Genomic DNA, 12,508 nt, shown 5'->3' on the forward strand with positions numbered 1-12,508 from the left:
ATTTGAGTAATTGATTTCAGGAATACGTGGCTACGTTCTAGAGTCAAGGCATGCAGTCAACCTTTTCTCTGGAGTCAGACATGAAAGCCTGGATGCTCGATGAACCCGGTCAACCGCTCGCCCTGCGCGAGGTCGCACAACCGCAGCCGCGTCGCGGCGCGGTGCTGGTGCGGATGGAAGCGGTGCCGCTTTTGAGTTACACGCGCAGCTACGTCGAAGGAAAGCTGCCCTATGCATACCCGCCGGGGCCGTTTTCACCCGGGACGAACGGTGTGGGCCGGGTAGAGGCGGTCGGTGAGGGCGTAGTGGCATTCCACGCCGGTCAACGCGTTGCGGTGAATCCCTACTGGGTCGCGGATGAAACCGTGCGCGAACCTGCTCAGGCGCTGCTCGGCCTGACAGCGATCAGCGCGGACAGCGGTGTGTTGCTGGCTGATTTCCCGCACGGCACGTTGCGCGAGCTGGCCGAGTTCCCTGCTGCGACACTGATCGCGCTCGATGGCCTCGAAGACGTCTCAGCCACGCGGCTTGCGGTGCTCGGCAAGTTCGCGGTGCCGTTCGGCGGACTGCGGCGCGGCCGGCTGACGGCGGGTGAAACCGTCGTGATAAACGGCGCCACCGGTTATTTCGGATCGGCCGCGGTACTCGCTGCGCTTGCGATGGGCGCGACCCGTGTGATCGCGCTGGGCCGGCGGCCTCAACCGCTGCAGGCGCTCGTCGAACTGGGGCGAGGGCGGGTCATACCGGTCGTATTGACGGGTGATGCCACCCAGGACGCTGCCGCGATTCGCACCGCGTCGGGCGGCGGTGCGGATCTCGCGTTCGACATGGTTGGCCAGGCAACCGATCCTCAGGCGACGCTCGCCGCGCTGCGCAGCTTGCGCCGTGGCGGCCGGCTCGTGCTGATGGGCAGCATGCAGGTGGACTTGCCGATCGCGTATCAGGAGATGATGCTAAACAACTGGGAGTTGATAGGCAATTTCATGTACACGCGTGCCGATTATCTTGCGCTGGTTGCACTGGTAGCGTCGGGCCAGATACCGCTCGACGCGGTCGAGCTGCAGTCGTATTCATTCGCCGCTCTTGAGGCGGCGATAGACGCCGCAGGACAGATGGCAGGGCTGCAATGCACGGTGGTGGATTTCGCGCGAGAGTAGCAAGGCTGCGCGTGCGTGGATGCCGATGCCTGTAGAAGGCATTGGCATCCGGCAGGCCGTCACTATGCCGAGATCAATGCAGTGATCTGTTCGGCAGTGAGCGCGTTGCGATAGATGCGGAACTCATCGATCAAGCCGTTGAAGTAGGGGTCTGCTGCAAACTGCGAACGGCCGATCCAGTTCTGGTCGGTACTTTCCACGAGGTACGGCGCGAACGACATTGCCGTATTGGAGCCGATCGCGTTGCCATTCAGGTACAGCGTACCGACACTGCCCGACAGCGTTACCGCGACATGCGCCCACTGTCCGGTGGGCAGCGCGACATTGCCGTTGATGTCCTGCTCGCCCGCGCTGCCGTTGAGTGTGATCGCAAAGCGCGCGATGCCCGTGTTGGCGCGGGGTGTCAGCATCATGTAGCGGCCCGTGCCGCTGCCGAAGTCGAATATGCGTTCCCAGTTCTTCGACGCGTTCCAGTAGACCCAGGCCGCGATCGTGAAGTCGGAGACGTCCGCAACGATGTTGGCGGGCAGGCTGACATAGCCTGTGTTGCCGTCGAGCGATACAGCGTGGCCTTGCTTGCCGGCCGCCCAGGTTGCACCGCCGGTCAGTGCACCCGTGTGCCCTTTGCCGCTTGAATCGGCCGCATTCGTGCCGCTGCCTTCGTCGAAAGTCAGGTAGGTCTGCAGTTGTACGGCGGTGATGGCGACCGCCTCGTTCGACGCGGCTGTTTCACCGGACGGCGTCTGCGCAGTCACGACGTAGTAATAGGTTCCTGCTGCGAGGCCACTGTCCGTATAGCTGAGCAGATCGGTGACGCCGCTGGCAATGGTCGTGTAGGGGCCGCCGGATGCAGTGCCGCGCTGCACGTTATAGCTCGTTGCATAGGCCGTACCCCACCACGACAGGATGACCTGTCCCGCGCTTGAGGTCGCGGCGAGCCCGCTCGGCGGCACGCCGTTGGCGATGGCGTCCAGCGTGCAGGTCAGCGTTCCATAGCCCAACTGGTCGTAACCGCCGCTGGTTGATCCATAGTTGCCTCCGCCGCCTTCCGGCTGGACCAGCACGGCGAACTTCTGCGTATAAGGTGCGGCCATGCCCTTGCGGTTGACGTAATGGTTGTAGACGAGCGCCCAGCAAGGCCGCGCGGTACCCTGAGCGGAGGTTGAAAACCCGGTCTGATTGACATTGTCGACGTTGTTGTAGCGCACGAAGGGCACCGTGTAATAGGTCGTGCCTGATTCGATCAGATTGCTTTTCGCAACGTATTCAGCCCCCATGAGGAAGCGGTTGTTGTCGTAGCCGTAGAGATCGACACCCTGATTCCAGGCCATTTCGCAGATCGCGCCTGCCAGCGCGATGCCGAGTGTGGCGTGCCCCTGGTCACGTCCCGATTCCTGCCATTGGCCGAGATAGCCCGGATGCACGTAGTAGACCGCCTGCAGGATGCAGCCGTTGCCGGGGCCGCTCTGGAAGAACGTAACGGCTTCGTCGAAGAGCGACTGGTTATCGCACAGCACGCCGATGGCCATGATCGATGCCAGGTTGCATAGATCCCAGTTGGCCCAGTAGTGCGTCTCCTGGGTGTTGTTGTGCCGGTTGATGAAGTCATGGTTGATCGGATAAAAGATGCTGGACATCATGTTCTGGAAGCGTGCGAAGTCGGCGGCTGCCCAACCCGAATACGTGCGCATGATTTCGCCAGCATTGGCAAATTCGTAGCCGTAAATGCCGGCGGCAAGGTCGACATTCGTATCGCCGCCGAGTGCGGTCAATGCGGACGACCAGGCGTTCATGATCTGCACCGCCTTGTCGGCATACGCCGTTGTGCCCGTCACTTTCCAGCGCAACGCGCAGGCGTACGCGGCTGCGATGTCGTTGTACAGCAAAGTGTAGTTCTGCGAATGCACGCCGTCGCTGCCCCGGTAGACGACCGCCTGCGGGCGGGGCGAATAGGACAGGCTCGCGTGACTGTTCGCGATCAGGATGTTCCAGCTATCTATCCACGGAGAAGCTTGCGCCGCGACCTTCTGGCTCATCCGGTCAAAATCGCTCTGGGTGTGCAGCAAGCCCGGATGCACGAACGTGCCGGTGGAGGAACTGCTTTGCGCCAGGTCCGATGCCGTCGACGCCGATCTGGACGCTTCGGATGTCTGCGCCGCCTGATCGGACGAGGTTCCCACTCCCTCACCACCACATGCCGACAGCGCCAGGGCGCCCAGGCTGTAAAGAAACGTGCGGCGCGAAATGCTTGCAGCAATTTGTGCCTGCATGGCGAGACTGTCTGACTGTCCGGACTGCGTCTCCGATGTGCCCGGATTCGCAACGATTCTTTGTGTATCGACCAGCCTCGGTTTCGACCTCTTCATACCCTTCATACTCCTGAATAGTTGGCAAACGTTTGCGCTCGGGCCCGCGACGTTCCTCCTCCGGACTGAACGGCGGACCACTTCATTGCGGGGGCTTTCCATGCGGCACCCAGTACTTTGCATTCCTATTTTTTATAGAAACGCCTGGTACGGGTATGCATTCGATTTACGACATCAAATCTTAATGCCGATGCAGATCGATTTATTCCGGCTATTCAATACGCCAGATACGGCGGATTGGATTTGCCGCGGTGGCGAAGTCTGCCTACGATCGCCACCTCCTTTTGTAAACGGCGGATCTCACACGGCCTGAAGGGTAAATGTTAGAGTTATTTTATCTGGTAAGAAATAAATTTCGCGATTGTTGGATTTTGTAAAGAAATTCAATTGGAGATTCAGAAAATCCTTATAAAAGTCTCAGGATTTATTTGGCTTTTGATGACCGAAATTCGGTGGGAGGAGTGACTGAAGATATGCGTCGAGCTCGGTCGATGCATTGGCGGAAGGTGGGCGTTGCGACCCGGCAGGCATCGCGTTGCGAGCCTGCCGGTGAGTGGATTCGACGCCGCGGGTTAGCAGGGCATGGCCGCTACCGTTGCCGTCGTATGTTCAATGCGAGTGGCGAGGCACCTCGGCGCCGCGGCATCCCACCAGGAAGTCGAAGTCGCAACCCTGATCGGCTTGCAGAACGTGATCGACATAAAGCTGGCGGTATCCGCTCGTATCAGCCGGCGACTTCTGCTGCGATTCTGCCCAGTCGGCCAGACGCGCGGTCAGTTCTTCCGCGCTGACGTCCAGGTGGAGCCGTCCGGCGAGGGTGTCCAGTTCGATCCAGTCGCCTTCGCGGACCACGGCGAGCGGGCCGCCCGCTCGCGCTTCCGGCGACACGTGCAGCACGACGGTGCCGTAAGCGGTGCCGCTCATGCGCGCATCCGAGACGCGCACCATGTCCGTCACACCTTGAGCGAGCAGCTTCGGCGGCAAGCCCATGTTGCCCACTTCGGCCATGCCCGGATAACCCTTCGGCCCGCAATTCTTCATCACGAGCACGGAGTCCGCGGTCACGTCGAGTTCGGGGTCGCCGATGCGTGCCTTGTAGTCGTCGAAGTTTTCGAACACGACAGCGCGGCCGCGGTGCTTGAGCAGCGACGCCGTGGCGGCGGAGGGCTTGAGCACGGCGCCATTCGGTGCGAGATTGCCGCGCAATACGCAGAGCCCACCGTCGGCGACGAGAGGTTTGTCCAGAGGACGGATCACTTCGTCGTTATAGAGCGGCGCTTCCTTGTTGTTGTCCCACAGCGACTGACCATTCGCGGTCAACGCATCCGGATGCGGCAGCAGGCCCGCTTCGCCGAGACGTCGAAGCACCGCAGGCAAGCCGCCCGCATAGTAAAACTCTTCCATCAGGAAGCGGCCCGACGGCTGCAGGTCGACGAGCGTCGGCGTGCCGCGGCCCACGCGGGTCCAGTCGTCGAGTTCGAGGTCCACGCCAATCCGCCCGGCAATCGCCTTCAGATGGATCGCTGCATTGGTGGAGCCGCCAATCGCGGCATTCACGCGAATCGCGTTCTCGAATGCTTCGCGCGTCAGCAGCTTCGACAGGCGCAGGTCGTCAAGCGCCATCTCGACGATACGCATGCCGGACATATGGGCAAGCACGTAGCGGCGTGCATCCACAGCAGGAATCGCGGCGTTATGCGGCAACGTCACGCCAAGCGCCTCGGCCATGCAGGCCATGGTCGAAGCGGTGCCCATCGTATTGCAGGTACCCGCCGAGCGCGACATGCCGGCTTCAGCGGACATGAATTCATGCAGAGAGATCTTGCCTGCCTTGACCTGCTCGCTCAGTTGCCACACAACGGTGCCGGAGCCGATGTCACGGCCTTGATGCTTGCCGTTGAGCATCGGGCCGCCGCTGACCATAATGGCGGGCACGTCGCAACTCGCTGCACCCATCAGGAGCGCAGGAGTGGTCTTATCGCAGCCCGCAAGCAGAACAACCGCGTCGATCGGATTGCCGCGGATCGACTCTTCCACGTCCATGCTCGCGAGGTTGCGCGTAAACATGGCCGTGGGGCGCAGGTTCGACTCGCCGTTCGAGAAGACCGGAAACTCGACCGGGAAGCCACCTGCTTCGAACACCCCGCGTTTGACGTGCTCCGCGATCTTGCGGAAGTGCGCATTACACGGGGTCAGCTCCGACCACGTATTGCAGATGCCGATGATCGGTTTGCCCTGGAACTCGTGATCGGGGATGCCCTGATTCTTCATCCAGCTGCGGTACATGAAACCATTCTTGTCGGCTGTGCCGAACCACTGCGTCGAGCGCAACGCTCGTTTTTTGTCTGGCATGATGCCCTCCTGATCCCACATTATAGTAAGACTATTTGGAGTGTTCACTAGGGTATTCACGAATATTTGTGCCAAAACACCCGCAATATAGTGTGACTATTAAAAATTGTGATGGACGGCGCGACCTCGCTGGCGAGGCGTGGCCGGAAGCAGCGTAAAAATCATTGAGGCCAAAACATGCCAAAGCAAATTTCGGTGGGCCTGGTTGGCGTGGGCAAGATCGCGCGCGATCAGCATTTGCCGGCTCTCGCGGGAAACGACGGGTTCGAGCTCGTCGCCTGTGCCAGCCGCAACGCGCAGGTCGACGGCGTGCGCAACTACAAGACAGTGCAGGAACTGCTCGCGGCAGAGCCTGATCTCGATGCGGTCTCGCTTTGCGCTACGCCGCAAGTGCGTTTCGAGCAGGCGCGTGCTGCCCTGCTGGCCGGTAAACATGTGATGCTGGAAAAGCCGCCCGGCGCGAGTGTCGTCGAGGTGACCGTTCTCGCCGCGCTGGCCCAGGAAAAAGGCTGCAGCCTGTTCGCTTCGTGGCATTCACGCTACGCGCCTGGGGTCGAGACCGCGCGGGCCTGGCTCGCACAGCGCGAGATCAAGTCGGTGACCGTCCTCTGGAAAGAAGACGTCCGCAAGTGGCATCCGAATCAGGACTGGATCTGGGAAGCGGGTGGCCTGGGCGTGTTCGATCCAGGCATCAACGCGCTGTCGATCATCACGCGCATCTTGCCGCGCGCGTTTTTCCTGAAGTCGGCCGAGCTATGGGTGCCGTCCAACCGGCAGACCCCGATTGCCGCCAACCTCAATTTCATCGACGACCACGATACGCCGGTTCGCGCAGAGTTCGACTGGCGCCATGGTTCTGAAGAACTGTGGCAGATCGAGGTGACGACCAGCAGCGGTGTGCTGCGTCTGGCGCAGGGCGGCAAGCAGTTGCATATCGACGGCGTGGCCGTCGACGTCGGCCCGGAACGCGAATATCCCGGCCTGTACGAGCGCTTTCATGAACTGATCACCGCGGGCCGCAGTGACGTCGATCTGCGCCCGCTCGAGCATGTGGCCGATGCATTGCTGCTAGGTCACCGGCACGCGGTTGAAGCCTTCGTCGAGTGAACGCCGTGCGCCGAGTCACAAGTCTTAGACCACACGTAGTCAAACCCAAGTTGTATTCCAGGAGACCCAGATGAACCAGAAGCTTCGCCGATTGACCCTGTCCGCAGTTGCCGCGGCTGTCCTCGCGGTACCGTTCGCGGCCCAGGTTTCGGTGCGCGCAGATGAACCCCTCAAGATCGGCTTCCTTGTGAAGATGCCGGAGCAGGCGTGGTTCATCAATGAACAGAAGGCCGCGACCGCTGTCGGTCAGAAGGATGGCTTCTCGGTAGTGAACATCGGCACGCCGGACGGCGAAAAGGTGCTGGCTGCAATCGATAACCTCGGTGCGCAAGGCGCCAAGGGCTTTGTGATCTGCGCGCCTGACGTGCGTCTCGGACCGGCAATCGAAGCACGCGCCAAGCGTTACAACATGAAGTTCGTCACCGTCGACGATCAACTGGTGGACTCGACGGGCAAGCCGCTCGGCGATGTGCCGCACCTCGGCATGTCGGCCATCAAGATCGGTAATCAGGTGGGCCAGGCAATCTCCGATGAAATGAAACGTCGTGGCTGGAAGCCGGAAGAAGTCGGCGCGCTGCGCATCACCGACTACGAACTGCCGACCGCCAAGCAACGCACCGACGGCGCCACGCAGTCGCTGCTCGCCAACGGCTTCAAGAAAGAAAACATCTTCGATGCACCGCAAAAGACGACGGATGACGAAGGCGGCTTCAACGCAGTCTCGCCGGTGCTTGCACAGCATCCGAACATCAAGAAGTGGGTGATCTTCGCGCTCAACGAAGAAACGGTGCTGGGCGGCGTGCGCGCGACCGAGCAGTTGCACATTCCCGCGTCCGATGTGATTGGCGTCGGCATCAACGGCGCTGGCGAAGCGTTCGCCGAGTTCCAGAAGAAGGAACCGACCGGCTTCTACGGCACGATCGCTGTCAGTTCGACGAACCACGGCAAGCAGAGCACGGAGAACCTCGTCGAGTGGATCAAGACGGGCAAGCAGCCGCCCGCCGATACGCAGACGACCGGTGAGTTGATGGTGCGCAGCAACTGGGAAAGCGTGCGCAAGGAACTCGGTATTTAAGCGTTCGAATGAGCGCTCGAAAGAGCGTGCACGTGAGCTTGCCCGCATGACGGGCAACACTCGCGGCGCGGGCGGCACACCTGAGGTGTTCAAGGTGTCCGCCCGCGCGTCGTATTCACCAGCAAGAGGCATTTGATGACGGTTTCCCAACCCGACGCGGCGCATCTGAGTTCCAGCGGCGCGGCGTCTGCTGCTGTGTCCAGCGCGGCTCCTCTCGGGGGTTCCGCAGATAACGAGGCTTATCTCCAGCTTGCCGGCATCACCGTGCAGTTTCCGGGCGTACTGGCGCTCGATCAGGTTTCGCTCGACGTGCGTCGCGGCGAAGTTCATGGTTTGATGGGCGAAAACGGCGCGGGCAAATCCACGCTGCTGAAAGTGCTCTCGGGCGTGAACCAGCCGGCCGCGGGCACGCTCGCATTGAACGGCGTGGTGCAACAGTTCACCACTACCAAGGCCGCCATCGAGGCGGGCGTCGCGATCATCTATCAGGAACTGCATCTGGTGCCGGAGCTGACGGTAGCGGAGAACCTGATGCTCGGCGCGCTCCCCAACCGCTTCGGTGTGCTTGACGAGAAGGCGCTGCTGGCCCGCGCCATGCGCGAACTCGAGCGCCTCGGCGAAAAGATCGATCCGGCTCAGCAGGTCAAGTATCTGTCTATCGGTCAGCGTCAGATGATCGAGATCGGCAAGGCGCTGATGCGCGACGCGCGCGTGATTGCCTTCGATGAGCCGACCAGCTCGCTCTCGTCGCGCGAGACGACGCAACTGTTCCGCATCATCCGGGCGCTCAAGGCCGAAGGGCGCGCGATTATCTACGTCACGCACCGCATGGAGGAAGTCTATGAGCTGTGCGATCGCGTCACGGTGTTTCGCGATGGACACCATATCGACACCTTCGAAGCAGGTGCGGGGCTTGATCGGGACCGCCTGATCAGTTGCATGGTAGGGCGTTCGATTGCGGATGTGTATGGTTACCGCGCGCGTCCCACGGGCGATGTGCAACTGGAAGTGAAGGGGCTGATGGGAAAGGGGCTCAAGGAGCCCGCCTCGTTTTCCGCGCGCAAGGGTGAGATCGTCGGCTTCTTTGGCCTTGTGGGCGCGGGCCGGTCCGAATTGATGAAGCTGATCTACGGCGCGGTGAAACCGGCTGCCGGTGAGATTGTGCTGAGAGGCAAGCCGGTGCGCTTTACGACGCCGCGCGATGCGGTGCGAGCCGGCGTGGCGCTGTGTCCAGAAGATCGCAAGCAGGAAGGCATCGTCTCGATCGCGTCGGTCTCTGACAATCTGAACATCAGTTGCCGCCGCCACTTTAGCCGCTTCAACGTGCTCAACAGCCGCAAGGAAGCGCAGACCGCGAAGGAATTCATCGCGAAGCTGGCAATCAAGACGCGCAACGGCGAGACACCTATCGGCACGCTTTCGGGCGGCAACCAGCAGAAGGTGATCCTGTCGCGCTGGCTTGCCGAAGAGATCGACGTGTTCCTGATGGACGAACCGACCCGCGGCATCGACGTCGGCGCGCGCAGCGAAATTTACGGCCTGCTCTATGGGCTGGCCGAAGCGGGTCGCACGGTGATCGTCGTATCGAGCGACCTCGCAGAAGTCATTGGCATCGCGGACCGGGTGCTGGTGATGAAGGAAGGCCGCATCGTCGGCGATTTGCCGAAGGCCCAGGCGAGCCCAGACGCGCTGATCAAGCTCGCCCTGCCGCGCTAAGGCCAGACTGACCGAATGGAAACAGACACAATGCAAACACAAGAACCTACCAACACCGCAGCCACGAATCCGGCGTCCGGCGTCGCCACGCGTCCGCGCGCCATGCAGGCATGGGACTTCATCAACAAGTCAGGCATTGTGATGGTCTTCATCATACTGTTTGGCGCGTTGTCGCTGACCGTGCCGGATTTCATCAGCGCACGCAATATTCAGGGGCTTTTGCTCTCGGTTACGCTGATCGGTTCGATCTCGGTCACGATGATGTTCGTGCTGGCGCTCGGTGAAGTTGACCTGTCGGTGGCATCGATCGTTGCGTTCTCGGGCGTCGTGGCTTCGACGCTGATCACCGCGACGCATAGCGTGATGTTCGGCATCGCCGGCGGCGTACTGGCGGGAGGCGCCGTCGGCCTCGTGAACGGTGTGCTCGTCGCACGCTACAAGATCAACTCGCTGATCGTGACCCTTGCCATGATGGAAGTGGTGCGCGGTCTCGCGTACATCACGTCGAACGGCGACGCGGTGATGATTTCCGAAGAAAGCTTCTTCGATCTGGGCGGCGGTTCGTTCCTCGGTATTTCGTTTCCGATCTGGAGCAACATCGTCGGCTTCGTCCTGTTCGGATTCCTGCTCAAAAAGACGGTGTTCGGCAAGAACGTGCTGGCGGTGGGCGGTAATAGCGAAGCCGCGTTGCTGGCGGGCCTGCCTGTTACGCGCATCAAGATCGTGGTGTTTGTACTGCAGGGCCTCGTCACCGGTTTTGCCGGCGTGATGCTTGCATCGCGGATGAGCCTCGGTGACCCCAAGACTTCGGTCGGCCTGGAACTCGGTGTGATCTCGGCATGCGTGCTCGGCGGTGTCTCCCTGACGGGCGGCGTTGCAACGATCTCCGGCGTGCTCGTGGGCGTGCTGATCATGGGTTCGGTGCAGGACGCGATGAGCCTGCTGAACGTGCCAACGTTCTATCAATACCTGATTCGCGGCGGCATCCTGTTGCTCGCCGTGCTGTTCGACCGGTACCGGCGTAGCAAACGAGTGGGCTAAGCGGCTTTTGGGCCACCCCGTACGGCAAAAATCAATTACACGCCGGCGGGGACATCAAAAAATACGGGGAAGGACACGATGTTCAAGGACACCAGTATCCGCGGGAGTATCACGTTCGTCATCACCGCCTTTGTCGTGATCCTGCTGAGCGTGATCGGTATCAGCGTCGGCATGCTCGAGCTCAGCAATGAGGGCATGAGCAAGATGGTCGAGGAGGATACCCGGATACTGGTCGATCTGAAGACCAGCAGCGAATTGCTGCAACGGGTGCGCGTGTCGCTTGACAGCTATCACGCGCTGTACGGAGTCGGAGATCCTGAACCGCAGTTGCTCGCGAATGCCCGTCAGGATATCAAGGAGTCCGACCGGCAATTTGCCGACTATTTCGCGCACCAGCCAATGGATCCGGCGGTAAGGGATCTTGCGACGCAGTTGCAGGGCAAGCGCAGTGCGTTTGTCAAACAGGCGCTGCTGCCCGCTTTCGATGCCCTCGAACAGATGGACTTTAGCGCCTTCAAGACGCTGCAAGGCAAGGAAACCAAAGCCTTGTCAGACGCCTATCAAAGCGCAATGTCCAGCCTCGAAAACGCGCTTACCGAGCGCGAAAGGGCCCGCTATACCGAAGCGCAGACACGTTTCAAGTCGATGGTCGGCGTGCTCGGTGGCGTCGCGGTCGTTGCGTTGCTGCTGGGCTTTCTTGCACGACACATCCTGATCGGCGCCGTCGTGCGACCGTTGGTACATGTCATCGCGCATTTTGAGCGCATCGCCTCTGGCGATCTGCGCGGCGAGATCACGATCGAACGTCAGAATGAAATGGGCGCGGTGTTCGCCGGCCTCAAGAAAATGCAGCACGCCCTGGTGACGACGGTGGCGACTGTGCGCAGCAGCACGGAATCGATCAACGTCGGCGCGCAGGAGATCGCCTCGGGCAATAGCGACCTGTCCCATCGTACGGAGCAACAGGCGGCGTCGCTCGAACGCACCGCGTCCAGCATGGAGCAGCTCACGTCGACGGTGAAGCAGAATGCGGACAACGCCAATGAGGCCAAGACTCTTGCGTTGAGCGCATCGGACACGGCGGTGCTTGGTGGCCAGGTGGTCGGCAACGTCGTCGAGACCATGCAGGGGATTTCCGTGCACTCGCGCAAAATCTCCGAGATCATTGGTGTGATCGATGGCATCGCATTTCAGACCAATATCCTCGCGTTGAACGCAGCGGTCGAAGCCGCGCGTGCAGGCGCGCATGGGCGTGGCTTTGCGGTCGTCGCAAGCGAGGTCCGCAATCTCGCGCAACGCAGTGCCTCTGCCGCGCGCGAGATCAAGCAGCTGATCAACGACTCGGTCGGACAGATCGCGCAGGGCTCGGCGCTCGCCGAACGCGCGGGCTCGACGATGAACGATGTTGTTAGCTCGGTGCAGAAGGTCACGAAGATCATCGCCGAAATCTCGTTCGCTGCAAGCGAGCAAAGCAAAGGTATCGAGCAGGTGAATCTCGCTGTGACGGAAATGGACCAGACGACCCAGCAGAACTCGGCGCTGGTCGAGCAGGCCGCGGCCGCGTCCCAGTCGCTGGAGGAGCAGGCAGCCAGGCTGATGGAGGCCGTTTCGGTGTTCAAGGTCGCGGGTGCCTGACCGGCATCTGCTTGAGTCATCGACGTAATGCTGGGTAAGCCGGATTAAGCGAAACTGGT

At 61.1% G+C, this 12,508-nt stretch carries 8 protein-coding genes; 6 read left to right on the top strand and 2 right to left on the bottom strand.

Translation table 11 applies throughout. From position 1 onward, the window contains the following. Positions 1–80: 80 nt before the first annotated feature. Positions 81–1,157: a zinc-binding dehydrogenase gene (locus tag P3T24_RS00530; protein WP_429431482.1), complete on the top strand. Its 1,077-nt coding sequence runs from the start codon at positions 81–83 to the stop codon at positions 1,155–1,157. Positions 1,158–1,219: 62 nt separating this feature from the next. On the opposite strand, the gene P3T24_RS00535 is transcribed toward P3T24_RS00530, so the two are convergent. Together P3T24_RS00535 and P3T24_RS00540 are read right to left on the bottom strand one after the other, a co-directional pair. Next, the gene (locus tag P3T24_RS00535; RefSeq protein WP_429433206.1) at positions 1,220–3,427 is read right to left on the bottom strand and encodes a LamG-like jellyroll fold domain-containing protein; all 2,208 of its coding nucleotides are present in this window, start codon (positions 3,425–3,427) and stop codon (positions 1,220–1,222) included. Positions 3,428–4,132: 705 nt separating this feature from the next. Continuing rightward, positions 4,133–5,875 (bottom strand): IlvD/Edd family dehydratase, encoded by a 1,743-nt coding sequence (locus tag P3T24_RS00540; RefSeq protein WP_429431485.1) that lies wholly within the window; start codon positions 5,873–5,875, stop codon positions 4,133–4,135. Positions 5,876–6,052: 177 nt separating this feature from the next. On the opposite strand from P3T24_RS00540, the gene P3T24_RS00545 reads away from it, so the two are divergent. From P3T24_RS00545 to P3T24_RS00565, 5 genes are all read left to right on the top strand, one after another. Further along, on the top strand, positions 6,053–6,982 hold the full coding sequence (locus P3T24_RS00545; protein WP_074266216.1) for a Gfo/Idh/MocA family protein: 930 nt from the start codon (positions 6,053–6,055) through the stop codon (positions 6,980–6,982). 70 nt (positions 6,983–7,052) lie between these two features. Beyond that, positions 7,053–8,057: an arabinose ABC transporter substrate-binding protein gene (locus tag P3T24_RS00550; RefSeq protein WP_074266215.1), complete on the top strand. Its 1,005-nt coding sequence runs from the start codon at positions 7,053–7,055 to the stop codon at positions 8,055–8,057. A gap of 135 nt (positions 8,058–8,192) precedes the next feature. Next, positions 8,193–9,773, top strand: a complete 1,581-nt coding sequence (gene araG, locus P3T24_RS00555) for an L-arabinose ABC transporter ATP-binding protein AraG (protein WP_429431489.1) — start codon at positions 8,193–8,195, stop codon at positions 9,771–9,773. A 30-nt stretch (positions 9,774–9,803) separates the two neighbouring features. Then, the gene (gene araH / locus P3T24_RS00560) at positions 9,804–10,814 is read left to right on the top strand and encodes an L-arabinose ABC transporter permease AraH (RefSeq protein ID WP_074266214.1); all 1,011 of its coding nucleotides are present in this window, start codon (positions 9,804–9,806) and stop codon (positions 10,812–10,814) included. A 78-nt stretch (positions 10,815–10,892) separates the two neighbouring features. Continuing rightward, the gene (locus tag P3T24_RS00565) at positions 10,893–12,449 is read left to right on the top strand and encodes a methyl-accepting chemotaxis protein (protein ID WP_429431492.1); all 1,557 of its coding nucleotides are present in this window, start codon (positions 10,893–10,895) and stop codon (positions 12,447–12,449) included. Positions 12,450–12,508 lie beyond the last annotated feature (59 nt).

This window comes from Paraburkholderia sp. GAS33 (assembly GCF_050436645.1).
Lineage (GTDB): Bacteria > Pseudomonadota > Gammaproteobacteria > Burkholderiales > Burkholderiaceae > Paraburkholderia > Paraburkholderia phenazinium_B.

Bases quoted from the DNA above. Each gene is read 5' to 3' on its own strand.
- P3T24_RS00530 (WP_429431482.1), top strand. From the start codon at position 81: ATGAAAGCCTGGATGCTCGATGAACCCGGTCAACCGCTCGCCCTGCGC.
- P3T24_RS00535 (WP_429433206.1), bottom strand. From the start codon at position 3,427: ATGCAGGCACAAATTGCTGCAAGCATTTCGCGCCGCACGTTTCTTTAC.
- P3T24_RS00540 (WP_429431485.1), bottom strand. From the start codon at position 5,875: ATGCCAGACAAAAAACGAGCGTTGCGCTCGACGCAGTGGTTCGGCACA.
- P3T24_RS00545 (WP_074266216.1), top strand. From the start codon at position 6,053: ATGCCAAAGCAAATTTCGGTGGGCCTGGTTGGCGTGGGCAAGATCGCG.
- P3T24_RS00550 (WP_074266215.1), top strand. From the start codon at position 7,053: ATGAACCAGAAGCTTCGCCGATTGACCCTGTCCGCAGTTGCCGCGGCT.
- araG (WP_429431489.1), top strand. From the start codon at position 8,193: ATGACGGTTTCCCAACCCGACGCGGCGCATCTGAGTTCCAGCGGCGCG.
- araH (WP_074266214.1), top strand. From the start codon at position 9,804: ATGCAAACACAAGAACCTACCAACACCGCAGCCACGAATCCGGCGTCC.
- P3T24_RS00565 (WP_429431492.1), top strand. From the start codon at position 10,893: ATGTTCAAGGACACCAGTATCCGCGGGAGTATCACGTTCGTCATCACC.